This is a genomic window from Corynebacterium sp. KPL2825 (assembly GCF_037908445.1).
Lineage (GTDB): Bacteria > Actinomycetota > Actinomycetes > Mycobacteriales > Mycobacteriaceae > Corynebacterium > Corynebacterium kefirresidentii.
On record NZ_JBBMGI010000001.1, the window covers coordinates 286,291 to 309,355 of the forward strand.

Genomic DNA, 23,065 nt, shown 5'->3' on the forward strand with positions numbered 1-23,065 from the left:
TATTCGTTATCTGTGTATTGCTTCCTTAAGCTGGAAGAAGTCTACAGGTTTTAAATTCGCACTATTTGATTGGAGCTGGCGTTGTCCTTAGGGTCATCCACACCAGCCGCCCCGTTGAAGCGGCCCCCGCGGGTCGCGACAATCATTGCGGCCATCATTGCCCTCCTTTTGTTCATCGGCCCCATGTTTGTGGGCCTGTACACGGATTGGAGGTGGTTTGGTGCGATTGAATACCGGAACGTCTTCACCACCGCGATTATTGCGCGGATAGTGCTCTTTATCATCTTCGGCTTCATCGCCGCTGCCGTGGTGTGGGCCGCGGGCTTCTTTGCCTGGCGCGGGCGTCCGGATTCGCTCGACCTTGGGGACTTGAACTCGCCGGTGTATCAGTACCGCAAGTCCATTGAAAAGTCTATGGGCGTCTTCTTCAAGGTCATCCCCGCCATCGTGGGCATCATTGCCGGTTTCATCGGCCAGGCTAATTGGCGCACGGTCCTGCTATTTTTAAACGGCCAGGAATTCGGCCAACAGGACGCCCAGTTCCACCACGACCTAGGCTTCTATGCCTTCACGTTGCCGGTTTTGAAGATGGTGGTCAGCACCCTATCTATCCTGTTGATTTTGGCGTTCCTCATCGCGCTTTTCGGTCACTATGTGCTGGGTGGCATCCGCATTGGCAATAAGGCCGCAGGAGTTCGCGGCTCCATTTCCCACTCGGCTCGCCTGCAGCTGGCGATTACTGCCGGCCTGTGGATGGTTGTTCAGGTCATCGGCTACTGGTTGGAGCGCTACGAGCTCCTATATGCCCAGCACGATCTCTTTACCGGTGGTTCCTATACCGATATTCATGCCTACCTGCCGGCGAAAATCATCTTGATGATCATTGGCGTCTTTGTGGCGGTGGCGTTGTTTATGGCCATCGTCATTAAGGACCTGCGCATCCCGGGTCTGGCCGTGGTGTTGATGTTGCTGTCCTCGCTGGTTATCGGCCAGGCATGGCCGCTGCTGATGGAACGTTTTTCCGTGCAGCCAAACCGTCAGGCAAAGGAAGAAGAATCCATCGCCCGCAATATTGAGGCCACGCGCTATGCCTATGGGCTTACCGATGACCACGTCACCTATGAAGACAACTGGGGTGGGGACGAGGTCTCTGATGACAAGGTGGCTTCTGATAACGCCACCATCAATAACCTCCGCCTGCTGGATCCGGAGATTCTTTCTCCTACCTTCACCCAGATGCAGCAGCTGAAGAATTTCTACGGCTTCCCAGAGACGCTATCGATGGACCGCTATGAGATCGATGGTAAGAAGCGTGACTTCGTCGTTGCTGCGCGCGAGCTGGATCCAAATGAGTTGCGGGAGAATCAGTCCGACTGGATTAACCGTCATACCGTCTACACCCACGGCAATGGCTTTGTGGCAGCGCAGGCCAATAAGGTCGATGAGGTAGCCCGCGATGCGGGCTCTGCCCGCGGAGGCTTCCCCATCTTTACCGTTTCTGATCTGCAGACCCAGGCCGGTGAGTCGGAGGGCGAAGGCGAAACCCAAGACGCCGAGAAGTCTCTGGGCATCAAGGTAGACCAGCCGCGCATCTACTATGGCCCGGTTATTGCTGGCGCTGCCGATGGCATGGATTACGCCATTACCGGCAAGACTGGCGATAACCCGGTGGAATATGACACCGATAGCTCCACCTATACCTATGACGGCAAGGGTGGCGTCGGCATTGGCAATATCTTCGACCGCACTATGTACGCCGCCAAGTACCGCGAGCTGAACTTCTTGCTTTCTGACCGCGTCGGCAGCGAGTCAAAGCTCCTCTACGACCGCGACCCGCGCGAGCGCGTGGAAAAGGTTGCTCCGTGGCTGACCACCGATTCTGCTACCTACCCGGCCGTAGTGGATGGCCGCCTGAAGTGGATCGTCGATGGCTATACCACTTTGGAGTCCTTGCCTTATTCCCAGCGCGCTTCGCTTTCCGACGCCACCCAGGACACCCTCAATCCTGATGGCACGACCCAACGCCTTGTCAATGACAAAGTGGGCTATATCCGTAACTCGGTAAAGGCCACCGTCGATGCCTATGACGGCAGCGTGGATCTCTACGAGTTCGATAAGAATGACCCAGTGCTCAAGGCTTGGGAGGGAGTCTTCCCGGACGTCGTCAAGCCAGAGGCAGAAATCTCTGACGAGCTACGCCAGCACTTCCGCTATCCGGAAGATATGTTCAAGGTGCAGCGTGACCTGCTGGCGCGCTACCACGTGGATGACCCGAATGTATTCTTCAACAACGATGCCTTCTGGTCCGTGCCGAATGACCCCACTGCGGAGGAATCTCGCCAGCTCAACCAGCCGCCTTACTACGTGATGGCCGCAGATCCAGAGACCGGCAAGCCCAGCTTCCAGCTGACGACCTCTTATCGCGGCTTGAACCGCGAGTTCCTGTCCGCACACATGGCTGTCTCCTCCGATCCGGAAACTTATGGCGATATCACCGTGCGGGTGCTGCCGACCAATACGCAGACTCAGGGCCCGAAGCAGGCGCAGGATGCGATGATGTCTTCTGACCAGGTCGCCCGAGACCGCACCCTGTGGGAAGGCACTAACGACTTGCACAACGGTAACCTGCTGGCCCTGCCAGTAGGTGATGGCGAAATCCTGTACCTTGAGCCGATTTACTCGCAGCGCAAGGACCAGGCCTCTGCCTTCCCGAAGCTGCTGCGCGTACTCGTGTCCTATAAGGGCCGCGTAGGCTACGCCCCCACTATCGGTGATGCCCTTGAACAAGTTGGAATCGATGCCAAGGCTGCTCAGAATATTGAGGAAGTCGACGGCGATTCTGGCGAAAAGACCGACACCAAGGACGACAAGAATAAGAAGGATGCCAAGGAAGATAAGCAGTCGGCCCCAGCCTCCGCTCCTTCCTCTTCCGACCAGGCAGGCGCCATCGATGACATCAACAAGGCTTTGAAGGGCCTAGAGGATGCTCGCGATGGTTCCTTCGAGGAATACGGCCGCGCCCTGGATGAACTCGATAAGGCAGTTGAGTCTTATCAGAAGACGGAAAAGTAGTTCTTTCACTCTTTAAAAGCAGCGATTAAGGCACCTGCCCAGCGGATTTGGGTAGGTGCCTTTCCCTATGTATAGTTACATGAGTCGCCAGGACAGAGCGAATACACTTAGTGTTAACGTACTGTTCAAGCGCAGATGATGGAAGTCATCTCGACGCGGGGTGGAGCAGCTCGGTAGCTCGCTGGGCTCATAACCCAGAGGTCGTAGGTTCGAATCCTGCCCCCGCTACCAACTTCCGGGCCCCTACCAGTGGAAACGCTGGTAGGGGTCTCTTTCGTTTTATGCTGAAATCGCCATTTGGTGCACTAGTCTCAAAATCCTGCACCGCGCAATCCCGCAACCGGATCTGCGCTTCACAAAGAGATCACTGCAGCACAACGACGCGGATATGATGATTTTGCCAAGAATTTCGGTCCTGACGTCGATACCTATACTCGGAACGAAGTGAGAGCCATCGAGGTAGAGGCGCACACCTCGGTCGGATTCAGCCAATCTGAAGCGGAAGCACTAACCGATTATGGTATCGAGAAGCTCAAGCAACAAGGCTTGTCTCAACCTACAAATATCCCGTGGAACCCTGGAGTGTTATAAGAGTGTTAACGCAGCCCACCAACGAACAGCTGACGCAATTTCAATCGGACCTCGAAGACATCGTCACGCCAACCATGGAACAGCTTCACACGCGAATCCAGGAAACAGGGCCCCTGTCATCTGATGACGCAATCAGATTCGTTGCAGATATCACTGCGCTGACAATATTCGAGCTGGCCGAGCGACTTGACGGAAACGCTGACAAACCCGGCGCCCTCAGCTACAGGTTCGCTGCAGCAGAAGGGGAAGAAGTGCGCCTGCCTGCCGAAGTGCTCAGCGCCATCACCGGATGGCTTTCCGCTCTACAGGATCGAAACCCCCTCGCCGGGAAGATCAGCCACCCGTACCCCTTCGACTTTTACGGAGCGAAAGACTATGCATAGCGATTCCGCACTGCTGCTCATCGGACGACTGTATGCGAAAGTTTACGACCAATCCATGGACTCGGATGCCGCTGAGCACCTCCACCACCTGCTGAGCAATATTCATGACACCACCGCCATCGATGAGGCCATCTACGCCTACCAAGGCGAAATACTCGGCATCCTGCTGGATTCAGTGAATCAGTCCGACTCGCTCGAGTTGTACACGGCGAGTACGTCGCAGCGCGAGTCTCTTAACTTGGCCATCACCGCCCTCGAAGATACACCTCAGTCTATGGTGGCACTCGACGCAATTGCGCAGTTGGCGCAGGTTGAACCACGAGCTCCCGGCCAAGCCAAAATCGACATCCCCACGGAAAATCTCTCGAGCGACGCCCGAAAACTTTCAGCGCTCGGCCTCCACCAGGGCATCGCCATTTCGGTCCCGCATTTGGGCATTCCGATCTTGGAAGGCGACGAAACCACTGACATCTCCACCTCGTCTACCGTATTGGGCGAGCAACGTTACGCCTCTGCCAAAGCCGTACCCAAGTGGCTGACTCACTTGTCGGAGGCTCCGTCCGCTAGCTTCGTTACGTACCAGAATTCGCACGGCGAGACCCTCCAGGTCAAGTTTAATGCCAAGGGAAACTACTTCCCGCTTCTTCTCACGAACCATAACGGAGACCGCCGCCTCGACAAACTACCGTCCGCGAGACAAGCCGAAAACCACATCGTGGCCTGGCTAGACAATTCACAATCACCGATCATCTAGCTGCCACTCAAAAGCGGTTTGGGTCTGTTTACTTTGGAGATAGAAAACTGGGGCCTGACCCCCCGACGTGTCTAATTTCCGGGGTCAGGCCCATGAATGTCATGCGCAGGCTAAAAACGGTGGCCTGATTAAGATAAACTGATTGGTAAGGAATTTGTTGTGAAAGAAAGAACGATCATTCCGGGAATACTTTTTGGAATTGTCTTGGGCGTCGCAACCCTTTATGGCGGAGTGCTCCTGTCCACATGGCTTCCAATACCTTTCGTCTTCTATGGGCTACCTCTACCTTCATTGGTGGTGTTGGGTGTATTAGCCATATCTGTCTACATGTTGAAAAAGGATCGGCTTAGCGACCGATCATGGCGTGCTTTTGCCTTCACATTCGCCGCGGCTTTCGTCGTATCAGCGTTCTTATGGGTGAGCACCATTTCTGGCTATGGAAACTTCGCATAGCCTATAGATATGGAACCGTTGTAAGGCCAATGACAGTTAGCCCCTCTAGATTGATGAACTGCTCCCCATTCGCCGATGAGGGCCATTTTCGTTTTCTTCGGCGGCCAGCGGCAATGGGCACGGCTTGCACTGGCTCTGGCTCAGGGCGCGCCGGTGCCGCTGCTCGACGAGCCTACGACCTTCCTTGATCCCGCCCACGCGATTAGTGTTTTGGAGCTCGTTCGCAAGCAAGCCCGCGCTGGTAAGACAGTCGTTGTTGTGCTGCACGACCACATGTTGGCTGGTCAGTACTCCGACACCAGGGCGGTTATGAACAACGGCGAGGTCATAGCCCGGGGGACTCCCAAGGAAGCACTGCGGAAGGATATTTTAGCCGCAGCCTACGGTATCGATGTAGAAATCTGGGACGATCCTTTCAGCGACGCCCCCCGTCATCGTTTCCCGCGCTGTGCTCAAGGGCTAGAGCATTCGAAAGATGAACACCAAAGACCGCAGTTTGGAGTTCGTTCGCAGAGGCTGTAGATGATCGTGGCTAGAGCGGATTTCGGTTTCCGCTCCTCACCGCTATCCCTCATGGAACTCATCCTGTGGCTGCATGGTCCGTCATGGAGAGGGAAGCAATCAGGCTCTAGACAGTAAACCCTTATAAAGCTAAGGTAAGCCTATGCAAAAGAGAGACTTCATGAATGTGCGTGCAGTTATCGCACTTGTAGCCACCCTAGCCCTAGGCGCAGGCCTTGTTGCGTGTTCTTCTGATTCTTCTCAGGGACCGGGTGAAGATAGGAAAATCGAGCGAGTTGTGGCGCTCGATTGGCGCTATGAGGAAATTCTCAAGGCCCTCGATGTGGACCCAGTGGGAATCGTGGAAATCGGCAAGTCGGAGGCACCAACTACGTTGAAGGGACAGTTAGGTCAGGCGACCTCCGTGGGCCAAGCCAAGCAGCCGAACCTAGAAGTTATCCAGTCTTTGGAACCAGATCTGATTTTGGCTAGCCCTACCCGTCAAGCTGATATCATGCCGCAACTGGAAGAGATTGCGCAGACGGAATCCTACCCAGATGAAACTTACTCGGACGTGCTGGACTCGATGGATGAGATCGCGGCCAAACTCGGCAAAGAGGAAAAGGCTAAAGATGTCCGTCAGCGCATCGAGGACAAGATTGCTCAGACCAAGGACACGGTAAAGCCGGGTAGTCGTGCTGTCGTGGCTGGCTGGTCCAGCGAGATGCTCTATACCTGGGTCAACCCCTCTTTCTCTCAGTCGCTACTGAGTAAAGTGGGCTATGACTATGCCTTCGAAGGCGAGAAGTCTTCTATCGAATCTAAGACTGATGTAGCGGAACTGACCGGCGATAAGCTCCCTGGAATGAAGGCTGACCGAGTCTTTATGTACAAGGACGTCGAAGCGTTTAAAAAGACGCCCTATGCCAAGGGCAGCGGTGACATCGTAGAGGTAGACCAAGATATCTGGTCGCGCGCCCGCGGGCCATTATCTGCCGAGCATATGCTCGATGACATTATCGCCGCTGAAAAGTAGTGGCACCTCGAACTAAAGCCAGCGTCTGCTTGGTCCTTGCAACCGCTGCCGCTGCCTTTGTGTGGTGGTGGCGGCTCCGCCATGTTCAGGTGCCAGTTGATACCCCGTGGTTAGAAGAAGAGCTGCATAGCGTGGCTTTTGACCGTCTCCTTGCTACCACGGTGGTCGGTATTGCACTAGGTGTAGGTGGGTTATTGCTGCGCACGGCAACCGCGAATCCGCTCGCCGATCCGTCCATCACTGGTGTGAACTCCGGTGCGGCACTCGGTGCAGTCGCAACCGCAATGTTTTTAGGAAGCGAAACCTCGAGCGTTGACCAGCTGCCCGGTGCGCTGCTGGGTGCGGGGATTGCTGTGGGGGTGACGGTGGGCGTCGGCAAGAGCGGTGCGATCCAGCGCATGGTTCTGGTTGGCGTTGCCGTTTCCTCGCTGTGTAGCGCCTTGACCTCCATTTTCCTGGTGGTGGATGAAGCTCAACTGGCGACGGTGATGTCGTGGCTTTCTGGCCGGCTTGCCGGTGTACGCCTAAGCGATATTATGCCCGCGCTGATCGCTGTGCTGGTCGTGGTTCCCTTGACTTTAGTCGGTGCGAAAACGCTGGACTTGCTCGTAGCTGGCGATGCCGTGGCCGGTGCTGTGGGGGCGAAGCCGGAGCGCATTCGGTTGGCCGCCATTGTGGCGGCGGTAGTGCTCGTTGCTCCTTCGGTAGCCGCAACCGGGCCGATTGGATTTTTGGGGCTGATGGCCGCGACCGTAGCGTGGCGGGTGTGCGGCCCGCACCATCGCATGGGGCTATGTGTGGCTGGAATTGTAGGAGCAGCGGTGCTTCTGGTGGCCGACTCGGTTGGGCAGGCAATCTGGGCGCCAGCCGAGACCCCAGTGGGCATCGTGACTTCTTTGGCTGGTATGCCCTTAGTGCTGTGGTCCGTCCATGCGCTAGGGAGGAGGAGACATGCGGCATAAGAGAATTGTAGGGGTTCTAGTAGGACTCATCCTGGCGTTGATATTGAGCGCAGTTATCGGCATGGGCGTCGGTGCGGTGATGAAATCGCCGGGCGAGGTGACCACTGGCTTCTTTACCGGAGATCCGCTCATATGGAAGTACCGCGCACCGCGGATCTTGGTGGGTATTTGCGCGGGCAGTGCCATGGCTGTTTCTGGCTGTATATTGCAATCCGCGCTACGCAATCCCTTGGCCGCACCAGATACGGTGGGTATTACCTCCGGCGGTGGGCTCGCGGCCGTTGCGGTACTTATGGGAGCAGGCGCCCTGCCGGCCCACCTGCTGACCTTTATCGCCTTTATCGGCGCGTTGGCTGGAACTGGGTTGGTTCTCCTTCTCGCCGGACGCGGGGCAAGCGATCCGGTGCGCCTGCCCCTTACCGGGGTGGCGGTATCTTTTGGGCTGGGTGCCATCACCGAATTGCTCCTGGTGCGCGCCGCGCCAGAGGCAGGAGCGGCCATGACATGGCTGAAAGGTTCGCTTTACGCCCGCTCGCTTGGCGACGCCACTATTGTCGCCCCCTTTATCCTTCTCGCCCTAACCGCCGCGATGGTGGTGGCAAAACACCTGGATATGCTCGCACTGGATGATTCCACCATGGCCGGCATTGGAGTGAACGCCAAGATGTGGCGCCTAATAGCAATAGCTTTGGCCGTTATCCTCGGCGCAGCGGGAGTCGCCGCGGCTGGGGTCTTGGGCTTCGCCGGGCTCATCGTCCCACATGCTGCCCGCTTGATGGTTGGTTCGAACCTGCGCCGGCAAATGCCCGTGGCGGCCCTAGGCGGCGCGACCCTCGTGACTGTATGCGATACGTTCGGTCGCTGGGCCTTCGCCCCCACGGAAATCCCCGTTGGCGCGCTCATCGCGCTGATTGGCGCACCCTATTTCATTTTCCTATTGACTGGGCTAACCCGAGTGCGAAATGGAGGCTAGACATGACATTGACATGTAGCGGATTGACCGTGGGTTACGGTGGTCCCGATGTGGTCAAAGATGTAAATCTCCGCTTATCTAGCGGTCAAGTAACGGCTCTGATCGGGCCGAATGGCTGCGGCAAATCGACGCTTCTCAAAACATTGGGGCGCCAACTTACGCCCAGCGCAGGCGCGGTGTACCTCGCGGACCAAAAAATTAGTGAGTATTCCTCGCGTGCCTTTGCCCGTGAAGTTTCTTTTCTGCCACAACACCCTGCGGCTCCGGAAGGGGTACTAGTGCGCGACGTTATCGGCTACGGCCGCTATCCCTATACAGGGGCGCTAGCGACGATGCGGGCCGGAGATCATGCAGCGGTTGAGCGTGCTGCCTCGCGTGCTGGGGTGAGCGACCTTCTCGACGTCCCTGCTGCAGACCTTTCCGGCGGTCAACGCCAGCGTGTTTTCCTCGCCATGACCTTGGCCCAAGAAACACCAATTACCTTGCTTGACGAGCCGACTACTTACCTCGACCCTGCGCACCAACTGTCCATCTTGGAGCTCATCCGAGACCTCAATGGTGCCGGGACCACAGTGGTCATGGTGGTCCACGATATGGTCCATGCTGCGCGTTACGCCGATCGAATCGTAGCCATGCGTGAGGGGCACATTGTGGCCGAAGGGCCTACCGAGGAGGTGATGACCGCTGAACTCGTACGCGAAACCTTCCAAGTTGAGTGTTTAGAGATGACTGATCCAACCACCGGTAGACGCTTTCCTATCCCCATTTCCGTGCACGCTCCTGAACTTTCTGGAACCCTAGAAGGAAGAAGATAAATCTATTAAAAGGAGTAAGTAGCAATGGCAAACGATCTAGGCCACGAGGTCGACTTGGACCGTAACGAATACAAGTACTTAGCTTCTGAGGATTCTGTGTCTTCAGCTGCTAAGTCTGACAAGTCCTCCGGGGCGGCTACGGGTGTCGCTGCTGGTGCAGCTGCTGCGGGCGCCGCAGGTGCTGCCGGCCTGTCCAAGCCGGTCGGTAAGCCATCTGCGGACGGAGATGAGCCCACCGCAAGCAAGTATGAGCCGCAGAACCACGTTGTCGCTGGTGCGGAGGAAGAACATGTTGGCAAGGCCGCAGAGCAGCCGGACCTGCAGGAAGCGCTGGATGAGAACAACGCGGACTATGCACCGAGCCAGCACATCGTAGGTGAGGCAAAGGAAGAGCACATTGGTTCTGCCCCACAGCAGCCGGACCTGCAGGAAGCGCTGGATGAGAACAACGCGGACTATGCACCGAGCCAGCACATCGTAGGTGAGGCGAAGGAAGAACACATTGGTTCTGCCCCACAGCAGCCAAACATTGATCTGGAAGCCTCGGGCGAGACCCCAACCTCTGTCAATGATCTGGATGTAGATCCAGAGATGTCTGGCGATGACCGAGACGAAGCAGATGACGTCACCGGCGAGGCTGGCAATGAGCGTTTGGACCAGCTGAAGGGGAAGGCATCGGAGGCAGGTAGCGCCGTAGGTGATGCCTTCCAGCGTGCTAAGGGCTTTGTGGAAGATAAGGCTCACGAGTACCAAGAAGAGACCACGAAGAAGGGCGGATTCTTCGATCGCGTCAAGGGCGCTGTTCGTGACGCACGCGAATCCATCGAAGATAAACGCAAGAATTAGATCCACGTTTTCTTCGGATTAAAGGGCCGTCTCCTTACAGGGAGGCGGCTTTATTTGATCGAAATATACTCGGCAATCATCCGATCTTTTGTGGATACCGTAGAGGAAAAAGTTCTCTTAACGTGATGGGGGAGAAGAGGTTGCACCCTTAGTAGAGGATCCACAGGTGCTGCTTGTCAACGAACCCACGGCTGTCCTAAGCTGCTGCCGCTCCCAGCATGACCTGATGTTCAATTCCTGGTGAGCACCACAAAAAGGTAGAACGGACAGCTTAAAGGCGAGATGAATGCGGCTATCGTTGCCGCTTAGTCCAGCGCGTGGAGATATAGCCTGCTGATAAGCAGGCGCCTCGGCACGTCCACAAGGGGGCGCAGGAAGGGTAGGAAGGGCTCTGAGGCGGCGTCGATAAGCAATACCGTGCGACCATCGCGCAGACGCTCTAGGGTGAAGGTCTCTTCGCCGCGCTCGAGGTGTCCAGGGAGGGTGCCATAGGTGAATCCGCAGCGGCCATCCTCATGGAAGACATCGACTACGCGGCAGTGAAAATCCCATGGACCCAAGCCGAGGGTGACCTCCGCGCCGAGCTCCACAACCTCATGGGTCGGGCGGACACGGAAAAGGCCGCTGCGTTGTACTGACCAGCGGAAAAGTCGGTGTGCGGCCGCGTCAAAGTCAGCATCGATAACCCGCGACATATGCAGCTGTGGAAAGTCGGAGACATCAGAATAGGACAGCGGTGTGGGCATGTTCTCCATGATAGGGGAGGGGTGATCACCCCCGAAGTCTGGAAGAAATATAACGGCTTGGACACAGTCACAAGAGTTTGCTGTTTCCACAATTTTTTCGTGCCACTATCGAGTTTGCACGATGTTGACAACTGAAAGTAGGTACCTTGATGCTTCGCATTCCGCACCTCAAGAAAGTCCTAGTGGGCTCGGCTTTCGCTGGTGCGTTTTTCCTGGGTTCCCCGGCCGCAGGCGCCCAGGAATTGCCCCAACCGGATTTCGACTCCGCAGGGATTATTAACCAGGTCCGCGATAACCTAGCGGGGGTCGGCATCCAGACCCCGCAGGTGGATAAGAATGTTACCGATGCCGTGGATTCCTCTGTGCGCAACGCGCAGCAAGCCGTGCAGCAGAACCTGCAGCAAGGACAGTACGCGGAGCCGATGACTAATCCGAATCCCATCGGTCTAGCGGAGCAGGCTACCCAGCCGGAGTTTAAACCGAAGGGAACCAATCCGAACTATAAGTGGAAAAACGATGGATTTTCCAAGGTAGCCGCCGGAAAGCCACAGGCTGATTACGTCCTGCACCGTGTGCCGGGTTCCATGTTTGATGCCCCACGCATTCCAGAAGAGTCTGTTGCAGCCATGAATCAGGGTGACTCCCTCTATGGTCCAGGCACCCCGCTCTACGTCAATGACAAGACGATGTGTACTCTGACCGCGGCAGGCAACGATAATGGTGGCCGCAAGGTGGGGCTGACCGCTGGCCACTGCGGCAATGTGGGCGATTCAGTTACCTCCGCTGATTCGGAGCAAATCGGCCCGACGGGCACCGTGGTGTCTAAGAACGAGGACTTGGACTACGCCGTCATTGAGTTCGGCTCCAAGGCTAAGGTGTCCCGTTCCTACAATGGCGTAACTGTCAATGAACTAGGCGGTGGCGTCAAACCGGGCCAGCAGGTGTGCAAGCAGGGCGTTGCCACCGGCAAGACCTGCGGTATTACCTATCAGCAGGCAAAGAAGATTCAGGTAAACCAAGTCTGCGCCATGATGGGTGATTCTGGTGCGCCGTTGCTCGTCAATGGCCGCCTCATTGGTTCCATTTCCGGTGGATTCCTGCCGGTGAATTTCCCGTGCCGTACCCCATTGCAGGGGCCGGTTCATAACCCGACTGCTGCCACCAATATGGATGCGGTCTTGGCGGATATGAACCGCCGCGGTGGCGTAGGTGCCGGTTTCACGCTGCCTGAAGACTAGCTGTACTGAGGCATTCGCCCGCTCCCCAGCTCGGGGAGCGGGCTTTTTGCGTCCCTGCCCGGTGCCGATAATCACAACTAATCGGAGCTTGTGTGAAAAGCTTAGGCGGACTAAGGTTAGCCTTATCTAGTAGCTACTTAGGTGTGGCTAATATCACCGGCATGGTCCGGTCAGAGAGAACTGAGGTAACCGCGCGATGTTGCAGCTGTCCTTATTGTCCCGCACCCGGCGCAAACCGGGGTGCGAAAAATCCGAGTGTATGCGCGCCGATCAGGCACCGGTAGACGCTTTGGTGGAACTTCCTGAGTGCTGCTTGCAGCACGCCATCGACGAGCGGCCGGCGTTGGCGCTGCGCTTGCGGGAATTAGGTTTCCGCCCAGGTGTGCGCGTACAGATCGGCCGCAAGGTAGCCGGCGGCGCGCGCCTAGTTACCGTAGGCACCGCCCACTATGCGGTGGATGCGGCTACTCTTCGCCAGCTCGAAGTCATCCCGGTGGCAGCATAATGGCACGGAAAACCGCTGCGCCGAGCTGCCATTCCACCTCCTCGATGCGCATTGCGAAGGAGGGAACGCCGGTCCTCGCATTGGTCGGGGCTCCAAATTCCGGCAAATCTACCTTGTTCAATGCGCTAACCGGAGCGAAGGTGCAGACCGGAAACTGGCCAGGTACCTCCGTTGAGATAAGCCGTGGCTTGTGGAATGCGCAGCCAGAGGCCTTTGACATCATTGATCTTCCTGGTGCTTATTCATTGGATCCAATGAGCCCAGACGAGGAATTTACCCGCGATATGCTCGTGGAGGCTCCGCCGTGTGAGCGCCCCGATGTGGTTGTGGTGCTCGTGGACGCCACTGCGCCGGCGCGCGGACTGAACCTCGCTTTCCAGATTGCGGAGCACCCATACCGGGTAGTGATTGGGGTGACCAAGGAGGACATCGCCAAGCAGCAGGGCATAAGCATCGATACGTCCGCGCTTTCACACGAGGTGGGCATCCCGGTGGTCAGCGTTAACGGTCGGCGGCGTGAAAACTTGGATGCGCTCGAGCGCGAGGTTGCCCGTGCAATGCACACTGATCCGCGGACCATCCGGCCCAATGCTGACCTAGACCAGCGCTTTGTGGATTTGGACGCGGCGGAAAAGGCTGCCGTTTCACGGACGGATACTGGCGAACCGCTCAGCCACCGCGCGGACCGCCTAGTCTTGCACCCAGTGCTCGGGCCGATTCTGTTTCTGGCGGTGATGTGGGCGGTCTTCTTCATCACCACTACTGTCGCGGGTCCGCTACAGGACGGATTAGAAGCATTCATCACCGGCCCGGTCTCCGCCGCTGCGCGCAGCATCCTCCCGGATAACTGGCTGCTCACAGGCTTGTTGGTGGATGGTCTCATCGGTGGTGTAGGCATGGTGCTCACCTTCGCGCCGCTTCTTGCGCTGATGTTTTTGTGCTTGGCGGTGCTGGAGGATTCCGGCTATATGGCGCGCGCGGCCGTGGTCACTGACCGCGTGATGCGCGCCATCGGCCTGCCGGGTAAGGCTTTTATCCCCATCGTGGTGGGCTATGGCTGCAATGTACCGGCTATCTCAGCCACGCGCGTGCTTGGCGACGTCCGCCACCGCATCCTCACCTGCCTGCTTATTCCCTTTACTTCATGCTCTGCGCGTCTCATCGTATTTATGATGCTGGCACAGGTATTTTTCCCTGCTCATGCCGGTTCCGCGGTATTTGCCATGTACGTGCTGTCCATCGCTTTGGTGGTATTGGTAGGCCTGGCGCTGCGGCGCACGGTGTGGCGGGCCATGCCGGCCGAAGCCCTCGTTATCGACCTTCCGGCCTATCAGCTGCCCACGTTTAGACTCACCATCTCAGTCATGTGGGTGCGCCTCAAGGGCTTCTTGCATACCGCCGGCGGCATCATCGTGGCCACGGTGGTAGTCATCTGGCTACTCATGTCCATCCCGGTCACCGGCGGGCACTCCTTTAACGAAGAGGCAGTGCCGCCACAGGATTCCGCCTATGGTGCCGTTGCTCAGGCAATGTCTCCCGTCTTTGCCCCAGCAGGCTTTGATTCTTGGTCGCTGACCGGACCCTTGGTCACCGGATTCGTAGCGAAGGAAACCCTCATTTCCACGTGGGCACAGACGTACGCAGTCGAAGACGTCACTGACGATGCACCGGAAGAGCAAGCAGAATCCCCACTGGCCAGCCATATCCGCGCTGATTTTGATGCGGCCTCTGGCGGGCACGGGCTCGCGGCAGTATGGGCGTACATGGTATTCCTGCTGGCCTACACCCCGTGCGTAGCCACGGTAGCCGCGCAGCGGCGAGAAATAGGCTGGAAGTGGACACTCATCGGCTTCGCCCTACAACTCGGCTCCGCCTGGATCCTGGCGGTGGGAGTTTTCCAAGTCCTCAAGGTCTTCCTATGAGCCCCACGGAGCAGGTCAAGGAGGCCATTAAACAGGGAAAATCCAACCCGGCTGACATTGCAAAAGCTACTGGGTTAGGGCAGGGGACCGTGGAAATCATCCTCGCCCACCTCGAACGCACGGCGGAGCTGGTGCGTGAATCGCTCACTTCGTGCCCCACCGGCGGCTGCGGCAGTTGCGCGCAGGCGGGTGGTTGTTCCGCTGCAGCTACCGAGCACCGCGGTCCGGTGCTGCTCCAGCTGCGGAGAAGACCCTAGCCCTGTAGCGCGGCGAGGGCGTGCTTATGAAGCAGTCCGTTGGAGGCTACGCCGGATCCGCCATGCGGGCCGGGGTTTCCTTCAAGGTCAGTGAAGGTACCGCCGGCCTCGGTCACGATGAGCGAGGGCGCAGCGAGGTCCCACAGGGAAACCTCCGGTTCGGCGGCGATATCTACTGCGCCTTCGGCGACGAGGCAATAGGACCAGAAGTCTCCGTAGCCGCGCAGGCGCCACGTTTTATCCGTTAGCGCGAGGAATTTATCGCGCAATCCGCGCTCAGCCCATCCGGTAAGCGAGCTCATCGCCAGCGAAGAATCGGAGAGCTTTTCTACGTGGGAAACGCTCAAACGCTTCGGCTCGCCGCCGAACACGCGGAAGGCACCCGCGCCCTTGGCCGCGTACCAGCGGCGGCGCAGGGCGGGAGCGGAGACGACGGATACCACCGGTTCGCCGTCTTCCAAGAGGGAAATGAGCGTGGCCCATACGGGCACGCCACGCACGAAGTTCTTGGTGCCGTCGATGGGATCGATGACCCACTGGCGGCCTTTATAACAGGCCTCGCCGCCGTATTCCTCGCCCAGCACCTCATCGCGCGGGCGGGAGCGCTTGAGGGATTCGCGGATTTGCTTCTCACAGGTGAGGTCCGCATCCGATACGGGAGACATATCCGGCTTTTCCTTAACGGAAAGATCCGAGGCCTCGAAACGATGCATGGTTACCACATCGGCATGGCCCGCCAGCTCGAGCGCGAGGCCCAAGTCTTCTTTGAACTTACCCACGGAGCCAATCCTCCATCTGATCCACTACCAATTTATTGCCGGCGAGGCACCATTCGACACCGCCGGCTTCTACCTTGCGGGCGGCACCACCGGCTGCTTCAACGAGAGCTTTGCCGGGGAACCAATCCCAATCCGCTACCGAATGCTGCATCCATGCGCCCCACGTGCCATCGGCTACGGAGGACAGGTCAACAGAACCGGCACCGAGCATACGGACTGTAGCAAAGTTTTCCGCCACGCGCTGCCATGCCCCGCGGATATCCGCATCCATCAGCGAGGTCGGGTGCAAATAGGTAGATAGCGAAATCTGCTTGGCTGGCTGAGCCGCAAGGCGGGAAACTTCTTTGCCGTCCAGAGAAGTGGGGTAGTCGCGGCCACCGAACCACGTATAACCCATGGCGGGGCGGTGGACGGCGCCGAGGGTGATCCCGGTGGCGTCGGCAAGCGCGAGGGCAGAGCACCAATAATCGGAGCCGGAAGAGAAATTGTAGGTGCCATCGACTGGGTCAATGACCCAGGTGCGGCCGGACTGGGATTCGCGGGCGGCGCCCTCCTCACCCAGGATGCCGTCCTCCGGGCGCACGGCCTCGAGCACGCCCGCGACGAAGCGCTCGGCCGCGCGGTCTGCATCCGTGACAACGTCCGAGATGGAAGTCTTTTGCTCCACGTCAACGCCCATCTCGCGCAGGCGCCACGCCAAGCGTCCGGCGTTATAGACGAGGGCCTGCGCAAGGTGCGCATCCCCGTCATCCGCATGCGCGACAATAAAGGTCTTGATGACCGCGTCGATCATCTCCTGCAAGCTCGGCTTTTGATCCATGCCCACCATTGTCACCCTAAACGCGGCCGATGGCTAATTGTGATGGCCCGGTGGGTAGGATTGGGGCCTATGCGTCCCGAAGTAACAGCACGGCTCAAGCAACTAGAATCCACCCTGACCACCATTGAGAAGGTCATGGACCCAGAGGCTTTGGCTGCCCGCATTCGGGAACTAGAGGCCCAGGCCGGGGATCCATCCCTGTGGGACGACCCCGTACATGCCCAAAAGGTCACCTCTGAGCTTTCCGCAGCGCAGGCGAAGGTTCGCAAGCTAGAAGCGCTGCGCGGGCGTCTCGAGGACATGCCCGTCATGTACGAACTTGCGGAAGAGGAAGGGGATTCTTCCCTGGCAGACGAGGAGCTCGATTCCCTGGAGTCCGCCATCGAATCCCTAGAGGTCACCACCATGCTTTCCGGTGAGTATGACCCGCGTGAGGCGGTTATCAATATTCGCTCTGGTGCCGGCGGTGTGGATGCGGCGGACTGGGCTGAAATGCTTATGCGCATGTATACCCGCTGGGCAGAAAAGCACGGCCACAAGGTGGATGTATATGACATTTCCTATGCGGAGGAAGCGGGCATCAAGTCAGCCACGTTCGTAGTCCATGGTGAGTACATGTACGGCCAGCTTTCCGTGGAACAAGGCGCGCATCGCTTGGTGCGCATCTCGCCTTTTGATAATCAAGGCCGACGCCAGACCTCCTTCGCCGAGGTGGAAGTCCTGCCGGTGGTGGAACAGACCGACCACATCGATATCCCGGACAATGATGTGCGCGTCGATGTTTATCGTTCTTCGGGCCCTGGCGGACAGTCCGTCAACACCACCGACTCCGCGGTGCGCCTGACCCACATTCCCACCGGAATCGTGGTCACCTGCCAGAACGAAAAATCGCAGATTCAAAATAAGGCCTCGGCTATGCGCGTGCTGCAGGCAAAGCTCTTGGAGCGCAAGCGCCAAGAGGAGCAGGCCGAGCTTGACGCTCTGGGCGCTGGTGGTAACGCCTCCTGGGGCAATCAGATGCGCTCCTACGTGTTGCACCCGTACCAGATGGTCAAAGACCTGCGCACCAACTTTGAGGTGGGCGATCCATCCAAGGTGCTCGATGGCGATATCGATGGCTTCCTAGAATCCGGAATTCGCTGGCGCATGCAGCAACAAGAAGACCAAGCTTAGGTCCATACTGATCGGGCTGAATTGAACGCAAAAAGGCCGAACTGAGGGGAGAAAATCCTCAGTTCGGCCTGATCTTTATGGACCTAACCCACGTAGTCCATCGGTGCACCCGGTCCCAGCGGAATGCCGATGAGGTACCAGATGACAAAGAAGATGAACCAGCCCACCAGCATGCATAGCGAGTAAGGAAGGGCGAGCGACATCAAGGTACCCACGCCCGTGTGCTTGTAGTAGCGCTGCAGGAAGGTCAACGCCAGCGCGAAGTAGGGCGACATTGGGGTGATGATATTCGTCGGTGAGTCACCGATACGGAAGAGCATCTGGGAGACCTCGGGTGAGACGCCAACATACATCATCATCGGTACGATGACCGGGGCCATAAGCGCCCATTGGGCAGAGCCAGAGGTAATGAATAGGTTGAGCAGTGCCACCATGGCGACCAGCGCGGCGAACATGAGCAACGGCGGCAGGGACCAGTGCTGGAGTAGCTCGGAGCCCTTAATAGCGGTCCATACGCCGAGGTTGGACCACTCGAACCAAGCGAGGAACTGGGCGACGGCGAAAAAGAGGACCAGCATGGGAACGAGAGTCTCGATGCCCTTGGCCATAAACGTCGGCACATCAGCAAAGGACTTCACGGTGCCAGCCGCCAAGCCATAGGCAATGCCGCATACCAAGAAGGCCAAGGCAATGGGCACCGCGATGGCGCTGATGAGCGGCGACTCCATAAAGCTGTCTTCTTGGCTCGCCAGCGGGGAACCAGGGATAAACAGCAGGGCGAAGAAGGCGGCGAGGAAGATCGCCAGGGTGACGCCGGACGCTATCAAACCACGCTGTTCATTGGGTTTGATGCGCATGGCCTCTTCATCATCCGTGAAGTCGTATTCTTCCTTTTCCCCTTCCGCGTTGGAAGGGCCGCCAGCGGCTTTGGAAAAGGAGACTTCTTCGTAATTGATGTGGTCATGGTCTACCAATTCGCGGGCCTTTTTCACCATGAGGAATTCCGTGACCGCGGTAATGATGAGCGAAAGCACCACGGCGGAAGGGATGACGAAGAAGATATTCGCCAGCGGGCTGACCTCATACTCGGCATCGACGAACTGCGCGGCTGGAGTAGAAATACCAGCCAGCAGGAGGTCGGTGATATTGAGAATCAGCGAGGCATTAAATCCGGCTGACGAGGCGGCAAAGGCCACCATTGCACCCACGATGGGGGAGCGGCCCACCGCGTGGAAGGCCATGGCTCCCAGCGGAATCAGGATGACGTAGATGGCATCGGAGGCCACAGAGCCGGTCACACCGGCCAACGCCACGACGAAGGTAAGCATTTTGGCACTGACCTTGGTGACCATGCCGCGCACCAAGGCGGAAAGCAGGCCGGACTGCTCTGCTACGGCCACGCCGAGCATCACGGCAAGGATGACGCCGAGCGGTGGGAAGCTGGTGAAATTCTCCACGGCGTCTGTAACCATGCGCGAGATATTCTCGGTGGTCAGCAGCGATTCAACCTCAATGGTCTCGCCTGTCTTAGGATCCTCGGCGCTCATGCCAATGAGGTGCCCCAGCCAGGATGTCACAGCAACGATTGCCGCGAGGATGACGAAGAGCCAGAACGGATCCGGCAGCTTATTGCCAATCTTTTCTACAGTGCCTAGGAAGCCGCTTGCAGAACGTGGTTTTTCTTTAGTTTCGGTTTCGGCCATAGTATCGGCACTTTCTGTCGATTGGGTCGGAACAAATTAGTGTCTTAGACCACATTACTTAAATATAGTTCACAGCGCGGTGTCAACTTTGGTTGCTACAGTGATTCGCGTGATTAGATTCGACAACGTGACTAAGGCCTACTCCGCCGAGTCCCGCCCAGCGCTCGATGGGGTGTCTTTCGAGATTACGGATGGTGAATTCGCTTTCCTGATCGGTCCATCCGGTTCCGGTAAGTCCACCTTCTTGGAGCTTATGGTGCGCTATAGCAATGTCAGCGAGGGCGATATTTACTTTGATGATTTCCACGTCAATGAGCTTTCTGGCAAGCAGATCAACGCGCTGCGTCAGTCCATTGGGTACGTCTTTCAGGATTTCCGCCTGCTGCCCAAGCTGACGGTGTATCAAAACGTGGCCTTTGCACTGGAGGTCATTGGCAAGAGTAAGTACCGCATTTCCACCGCGGTCCCGCAGGTATTGGAGCTGGTGGGACTCCACGATCGCCACAACGCCTATCCGCATGAGCTCTCCGGTGGTGAGCAGCAGCGTGTGGCCATCGCTCGTGCGGTAGTTAATCGGCCAAAGCTCTTGCTTGCCGACGAACCCACGGGCAACCTCGATCCCGCCACCGCTGACGAGATCATGGACTTACTGCTGGGCATCAACCGCCGCGGCACCACCGTGGTCATGTCCACTCACAATGCCCGCGCCGTCAATAGGGCGCGCAAGCGCGTGCTGGAGCTGCGCAATGGAGTACTCGTGCGCGATGAGCACGAGGCAACCTATGAGGGGGAAGCATGAAGCTAGGGTTTATTTTCCGCGAAGCCACCAAGGGGCTTGGCCGCAACCTGACTATGACCATTGCCATGATTATCACCACCGCGATTGCGGTCGGGCTCGTTGTCGCCGGCATTATGGTGACCAACCTGACCAAGGACACCAAGGATATCTACCTCGACCGCGTCGAGGTCATGGTTCAGCTCAATGAGGATATTTCTGCCGGAGACCCAGACTGTACGAGTCCGGCCTGCGCGGATATCAAGGATAAGTTGGAGGCGGATGATTCCGTCGAGTCCGTGGAATACCGCAACCGCGCAGAATCCTATGAGCGGTTCAAAGAACTTTTTCAAGACACCGACCCTGTGATGGTGGAGCAAACCTCCCCTGATGCGCTGCCGGCTGCATTCCACGTGCGGCTTGTAGACCCAGAGGATGCCTCCGCAATCGATGCGATTCGGGATAACCCAGCGGTAGAGGACGTCGTCGACCAGCAGCAAGAGGTGCGCAATGCCGCTAGCAACCTCGACTCCATCCGCAATGCCACCTTCATCCTAGCCATCGTGATGTCTGTGGCGGCCATCTTCTTGGTGGCTAATATGGTGCAAATTGCTGCATTCCACCGCACTCGCGAAACGGAGATCATGCGCATGGTGGGCGCAAGCCGGTGGATGACGCAGGCGCCATTCGTCATGGAAGCAGTCTTGGCTTCCCTCATCGGTGTACTCCTCGGCGGGGCCGGCATCTTCTTGGGCAAGTCCCAAGTGGTAGACCCGTCCCTGCAGGGACTTTATGAATCACAGCTGCTTGCTCCTATGAAATCCGGCGATCTCTGGATTGCCCTCCCGCTCGTTGGCCTGCTAGCGCTGGTGGTTACCGCCGTTACGGCCCATATCACCCTGCGGTCATATGTGCGCAAATAGTCTGTTTGCCGGGCCAGTCAAAAGGGCACTACACTGGCATAACTATGGCTAAGAAGGGCAAGAAAAACAAGAAGGCGGCATCCGGCGAGGCTACGCTTGCGACCAACCGCCGGGCCCGGCACGACTACAAAATTCTCGAGGAGTACGAGTGTGGCATCGTCCTGCTCGGCACCGAGATTAAATCCCTGCGGGAGGGCAAAATCTCGCTCAATGATGCCTTCGCCACCATTGACGATGGCGAAGTGTACTTGCGGAACCTCCACATTCCGGAGTACTCCATGGGCTCGTGGACGAACCACAGCCCGCGGCGCACCCGCAAGCTTTTATTGCACCGCCGCGAGATCGACAAACTTTATGGCCAGGTGCGCAATGGCAATAAGACCCTGGTTCCGCTCAAGGTTTATCTCAAAAATGGTTACGCCAAGCTTTCGCTTGCGCTGGCCCAAGGCAAGCAGGACTATGACAAGCGAGAGGATATTAAGCGCCGCGACCAGGACCGCGAAATCTCCCGCGAGCTCGGTCGCCGCGTGAAGGGCATCAATGTTTAAAACAGCGAAAGTCCACGACGTCATCAAGGGTGAGGACACCATCGAAGGCGTCGGGGTGCTGGTGGATCGGATGTGGCCCCGGGGCGTCGCCAAGAGCGATGTGGACTACGAGAAATGGTTCAAGGAAGTCGCGCCGAGTCCGGAGCTGCGCAAATGGTGGAACCACGACGAGGATCGTTTCGACGAGTTTGCCCGCCGCTACAAGGCTGAGCTGGATGACAATGACTCCGAAGAGCTCACCCAGCTGCTTGCGCTTGCCGACGCCACCCTTCTCTTTGCCGCCGCCAACCGCAAGGTCAACCACGCAGTGGTCCTCAAAGAGTGGCTGAAGGAGCACTTGAGGAAATAAAAGTGGGTGGGGTAGTGTTATACGAACCGTAGGGAAGATGCACTATCCCGTCCCTACCGCATGGGGTTGATTTGGTTTCGACTTCGTGCACTGAGCCAGGGGAAGCGTGCCGGTGCAGGCTAACGACCACCGTATAAGCGTCGTAGCAACCAATAAACGCAGAGAAGAACTCTCAGCGTGACTACGCCCTCGCTGCCTAATTACAGCGACGCGTGTCTGTCAGCCTAGGTTTCGTTCCTGACCTAGAACCTGGCATCGACTAAGGAACTAGCCGGCTGGCCGGGTCATCAGGACCAGTCGGGACTCTCACTGGTGACTGGGCCCATCATCCGGACGTGTTCGCCCGATCCGGAGGGCCGAGGAGAGATCCTGTGCGAACTGCGCACGGAGAAGCCCTGGCAAGGTGACGAAGGACCCGGGTTCAATTCCCGGCAGCTCCACCGATAGGCCCCCGAGAAATCGGGGGCCTTTTTCCATGCAAGGAGCCCGGTGGTCATCTTGCTGTTAATTGTCCGCCCTCCCCAATCCATTTTTGGGATCGCCCACCTAAAGGGGAGCGGTCCACCAGAGAGGCCTTTCAAATATGGGAGAAAGCATCTCGATTGCAGGCTTCCTTGAGGCATTAGTAGCTATGGGGCCACTTAGCCAGGTAAGACTCTGTCATAGTGCCCGTTATCCTGGGGATTTGTGTTGTTTGGTTGTGGTGGGCTAGATTAATCCAAGTCGCCGAGAGGTAGCCGGGAGGTTACTTGATGGTGACATTTTGTACGGACTTGGTTCGATGATTTGACTTTGTTCTTTGAGTTGAGTAAGTTTGTACGGGCTGCCGATGAGAGGTTAACGGGAAGTTAATTTTTTGTTGGTTGGTGGTGATGTTTGAGAACTCAATAGTGTGCCAATGTACTTTTTATTTTTTGTGTGCATGGTTGTGTGTTGATTGG

The 23,065-nt window shown here is 57.5% G+C and carries 23 protein-coding genes, 1 tRNA gene and 1 other RNA gene; 21 read left to right on the forward strand and 4 right to left on the reverse strand.

Annotated features, from left to right (window positions below; translation table 11 throughout):
* Window positions 1–81 precede the first annotated feature (81 nt).
* From WMQ00_RS01445 to WMQ00_RS01495, 11 genes are all read left to right on the forward strand, one after another.
* Entirely contained in the window at window positions 82–3,072 is a 2,991-nt protein-coding gene (locus tag WMQ00_RS01445; RefSeq protein ID WP_200288036.1) for a UPF0182 family protein, read from the forward strand.
* Between the two features lie 154 nt (window positions 3,073–3,226).
* Window positions 3,227–3,303: transfer RNA gene (locus tag WMQ00_RS01450), tRNA-Met, on the forward strand.
* Between the two features lie 362 nt (window positions 3,304–3,665).
* Entirely contained in the window at window positions 3,666–4,046 is a 381-nt protein-coding gene (locus tag WMQ00_RS01455) for a hypothetical protein (RefSeq protein WP_200288014.1), read from the forward strand.
* Complete coding sequence (locus WMQ00_RS01460; RefSeq protein WP_340440594.1) at window positions 4,039–4,800, forward strand: hypothetical protein; 762 nt, start codon at window positions 4,039–4,041, stop codon at window positions 4,798–4,800. The genes WMQ00_RS01455 and WMQ00_RS01460 overlap by 8 nt, the downstream gene beginning before the upstream one ends.
* Window positions 4,801–4,959: 159 nt before the next feature.
* Window positions 4,960–5,253, forward strand: a complete 294-nt coding sequence (locus WMQ00_RS01465; protein WP_023020813.1) for a hypothetical protein — start codon at window positions 4,960–4,962, stop codon at window positions 5,251–5,253.
* A gap of 75 nt (window positions 5,254–5,328) precedes the next feature.
* Window positions 5,329–5,775 carry an ABC transporter ATP-binding protein gene (locus WMQ00_RS01470; RefSeq protein WP_023020814.1) on the forward strand — a complete coding sequence of 149 codons (447 nt, stop codon included), beginning with the start codon at window positions 5,329–5,331 and terminating at the stop codon, window positions 5,773–5,775.
* Between the two features lie 142 nt (window positions 5,776–5,917).
* Window positions 5,918–6,790: an ABC transporter substrate-binding protein gene (locus WMQ00_RS01475; protein WP_023020815.1), complete on the forward strand. Its 873-nt coding sequence runs from the start codon at window positions 5,918–5,920 to the stop codon at window positions 6,788–6,790.
* Between the two features lie 29 nt (window positions 6,791–6,819).
* A complete protein-coding gene (locus WMQ00_RS01480) occupies window positions 6,820–7,752 on the forward strand; it encodes a FecCD family ABC transporter permease (RefSeq protein ID WP_198010448.1) in 933 nt (310 codons plus the stop codon).
* Window positions 7,742–8,725, forward strand: a complete 984-nt coding sequence (locus WMQ00_RS01485) for a FecCD family ABC transporter permease (RefSeq protein WP_023020817.1) — start codon at window positions 7,742–7,744, stop codon at window positions 8,723–8,725. The genes WMQ00_RS01480 and WMQ00_RS01485 overlap by 11 nt, the downstream gene beginning before the upstream one ends.
* Window positions 8,726–8,727: 2 nt before the next feature.
* Complete coding sequence (locus WMQ00_RS01490; RefSeq protein ID WP_023020818.1) at window positions 8,728–9,540, forward strand: ABC transporter ATP-binding protein; 813 nt, start codon at window positions 8,728–8,730, stop codon at window positions 9,538–9,540.
* Window positions 9,541–9,564: 24 nt separating this feature from the next.
* On the forward strand, window positions 9,565–10,386 hold the full coding sequence (locus WMQ00_RS01495) for a hypothetical protein (protein ID WP_023027628.1): 822 nt from the start codon (window positions 9,565–9,567) through the stop codon (window positions 10,384–10,386).
* Between the two features lie 305 nt (window positions 10,387–10,691).
* Here WMQ00_RS01495 and WMQ00_RS01500 read toward each other — a convergent pair whose 3' ends face one another.
* Window positions 10,692–11,132: a DUF1990 family protein gene (locus WMQ00_RS01500; protein WP_023020821.1), complete on the reverse strand. Its 441-nt coding sequence runs from the start codon at window positions 11,130–11,132 to the stop codon at window positions 10,692–10,694.
* Window positions 11,133–11,281: 149 nt separating this feature from the next.
* Between WMQ00_RS01500 and WMQ00_RS01505 the strand changes: the two genes are divergently transcribed.
* The 4 genes from WMQ00_RS01505 to WMQ00_RS01520 all read left to right on the forward strand — a co-directional run bounded on the left by WMQ00_RS01505 (window position 11,282) and on the right by WMQ00_RS01520 (window position 15,054).
* Entirely contained in the window at window positions 11,282–12,370 is a 1,089-nt protein-coding gene (locus WMQ00_RS01505; protein WP_023020822.1) for a S1 family peptidase, read from the forward strand.
* 259 nt (window positions 12,371–12,629) lie between these two features.
* The gene (locus WMQ00_RS01510) at window positions 12,630–12,875 is read left to right on the forward strand and encodes a FeoA domain-containing protein (RefSeq protein ID WP_084279013.1); all 246 of its coding nucleotides are present in this window, start codon (window positions 12,630–12,632) and stop codon (window positions 12,873–12,875) included.
* Window positions 12,875–14,797, forward strand: a complete 1,923-nt coding sequence (feoB, locus tag WMQ00_RS01515; protein WP_248099675.1) for a ferrous iron transport protein B — start codon at window positions 12,875–12,877, stop codon at window positions 14,795–14,797. Before WMQ00_RS01510 ends, feoB begins: the two co-directional genes overlap by 1 nt.
* Window positions 14,794–15,054 carry a hypothetical protein gene (locus tag WMQ00_RS01520; RefSeq protein WP_023020825.1) on the forward strand — a complete coding sequence of 87 codons (261 nt, stop codon included), beginning with the start codon at window positions 14,794–14,796 and terminating at the stop codon, window positions 15,052–15,054. The genes feoB and WMQ00_RS01520 overlap by 4 nt, the downstream gene beginning before the upstream one ends.
* On the opposite strand, the gene hisN is transcribed toward WMQ00_RS01520, so the two are convergent.
* A complete protein-coding gene (gene hisN / locus WMQ00_RS01525) occupies window positions 15,051–15,833 on the reverse strand; it encodes a histidinol-phosphatase (RefSeq protein WP_023020826.1) in 783 nt (260 codons plus the stop codon). The genes WMQ00_RS01520 and hisN overlap by 4 nt on opposite strands.
* Window positions 15,826–16,662 carry an inositol monophosphatase family protein gene (locus tag WMQ00_RS01530; RefSeq protein WP_023020827.1) on the reverse strand — a complete coding sequence of 279 codons (837 nt, stop codon included), beginning with the start codon at window positions 16,660–16,662 and terminating at the stop codon, window positions 15,826–15,828. Before WMQ00_RS01530 ends, hisN begins: the two co-directional genes overlap by 8 nt.
* A 60-nt stretch (window positions 16,663–16,722) precedes the next feature.
* On the opposite strand from WMQ00_RS01530, the gene prfB reads away from it, so the two are divergent.
* Window positions 16,723–17,826, forward strand: a complete 1,104-nt coding sequence (gene prfB, locus WMQ00_RS01535; protein ID WP_239208858.1) for a peptide chain release factor 2 — start codon at window positions 16,723–16,725, stop codon at window positions 17,824–17,826.
* A gap of 83 nt (window positions 17,827–17,909) precedes the next feature.
* On the opposite strand, the gene WMQ00_RS01540 is transcribed toward prfB, so the two are convergent.
* Window positions 17,910–19,529 carry an AbgT family transporter gene (locus WMQ00_RS01540; RefSeq protein WP_340440595.1) on the reverse strand — a complete coding sequence of 540 codons (1,620 nt, stop codon included), beginning with the start codon at window positions 19,527–19,529 and terminating at the stop codon, window positions 17,910–17,912.
* A gap of 109 nt (window positions 19,530–19,638) precedes the next feature.
* Here WMQ00_RS01540 and ftsE point away from each other — a divergent pair, with 109 nt between their 5' ends.
* The 5 genes from ftsE (at window position 19,639) to ssrA (ending at window position 22,567) form a co-directional block, all read left to right on the forward strand.
* On the forward strand, window positions 19,639–20,328 hold the full coding sequence (gene ftsE / locus WMQ00_RS01545; protein WP_200288001.1) for a cell division ATP-binding protein FtsE: 690 nt from the start codon (window positions 19,639–19,641) through the stop codon (window positions 20,326–20,328).
* A complete protein-coding gene (gene ftsX, locus WMQ00_RS01550) occupies window positions 20,325–21,227 on the forward strand; it encodes a permease-like cell division protein FtsX (RefSeq protein WP_200287999.1) in 903 nt (300 codons plus the stop codon). The genes ftsE and ftsX overlap by 4 nt, the downstream gene beginning before the upstream one ends.
* 44 nt (window positions 21,228–21,271) lie before the next feature.
* Window positions 21,272–21,775 carry an SsrA-binding protein SmpB gene (gene smpB, locus WMQ00_RS01555; protein ID WP_005322310.1) on the forward strand — a complete coding sequence of 168 codons (504 nt, stop codon included), beginning with the start codon at window positions 21,272–21,274 and terminating at the stop codon, window positions 21,773–21,775.
* Window positions 21,768–22,124: a DUF488 domain-containing protein gene (locus WMQ00_RS01560; RefSeq protein WP_023020832.1), complete on the forward strand. Its 357-nt coding sequence runs from the start codon at window positions 21,768–21,770 to the stop codon at window positions 22,122–22,124. Before smpB ends, WMQ00_RS01560 begins: the two co-directional genes overlap by 8 nt.
* 62 nt (window positions 22,125–22,186) lie before the next feature.
* Window positions 22,187–22,567, forward strand: a transfer-messenger RNA (tmRNA) gene (gene ssrA / locus WMQ00_RS01565).
* Window positions 22,568–23,065: the final 498 nt, after the last annotated feature.

Bases quoted from the DNA above. Each gene is read 5' to 3' on its own strand.
- WMQ00_RS01460 (WP_340440594.1), top strand. From the start codon at position 4,039: ATGCATAGCGATTCCGCACTGCTGCTCATCGGACGACTGTATGCGAAA.
- WMQ00_RS01470 (WP_023020814.1), top strand. From the start codon at position 5,329: ATGAGGGCCATTTTCGTTTTCTTCGGCGGCCAGCGGCAATGGGCACGG.
- WMQ00_RS01475 (WP_023020815.1), top strand. From the start codon at position 5,918: ATGCAAAAGAGAGACTTCATGAATGTGCGTGCAGTTATCGCACTTGTA.
- WMQ00_RS01485 (WP_023020817.1), top strand. From the start codon at position 7,742: ATGCGGCATAAGAGAATTGTAGGGGTTCTAGTAGGACTCATCCTGGCG.
- WMQ00_RS01490 (WP_023020818.1), top strand. From the start codon at position 8,728: ATGACATTGACATGTAGCGGATTGACCGTGGGTTACGGTGGTCCCGAT.
- WMQ00_RS01495 (WP_023027628.1), top strand. From the start codon at position 9,565: ATGGCAAACGATCTAGGCCACGAGGTCGACTTGGACCGTAACGAATAC.
- WMQ00_RS01500 (WP_023020821.1), bottom strand. From the start codon at position 11,132: ATGCCCACACCGCTGTCCTATTCTGATGTCTCCGACTTTCCACAGCTG.
- WMQ00_RS01505 (WP_023020822.1), top strand. From the start codon at position 11,282: ATGCTTCGCATTCCGCACCTCAAGAAAGTCCTAGTGGGCTCGGCTTTC.
- WMQ00_RS01510 (WP_084279013.1), top strand. From the start codon at position 12,630: ATGCGCGCCGATCAGGCACCGGTAGACGCTTTGGTGGAACTTCCTGAG.
- feoB (WP_248099675.1), top strand. From the start codon at position 12,875: ATGGCACGGAAAACCGCTGCGCCGAGCTGCCATTCCACCTCCTCGATG.
- WMQ00_RS01520 (WP_023020825.1), top strand. From the start codon at position 14,794: ATGAGCCCCACGGAGCAGGTCAAGGAGGCCATTAAACAGGGAAAATCC.
- WMQ00_RS01530 (WP_023020827.1), bottom strand. From the start codon at position 16,662: ATGGTGGGCATGGATCAAAAGCCGAGCTTGCAGGAGATGATCGACGCG.
- prfB (WP_239208858.1), top strand. From the start codon at position 16,723: ATGCGTCCCGAAGTAACAGCACGGCTCAAGCAACTAGAATCCACCCTG.
- WMQ00_RS01540 (WP_340440595.1), bottom strand. From the start codon at position 19,529: ATGGCCGAAACCGAAACTAAAGAAAAACCACGTTCTGCAAGCGGCTTC.
- ftsX (WP_200287999.1), top strand. From the start codon at position 20,325: ATGAAGCTAGGGTTTATTTTCCGCGAAGCCACCAAGGGGCTTGGCCGC.
- smpB (WP_005322310.1), top strand. From the start codon at position 21,272: ATGGCTAAGAAGGGCAAGAAAAACAAGAAGGCGGCATCCGGCGAGGCT.
- WMQ00_RS01560 (WP_023020832.1), top strand. From the start codon at position 21,768: ATGTTTAAAACAGCGAAAGTCCACGACGTCATCAAGGGTGAGGACACC.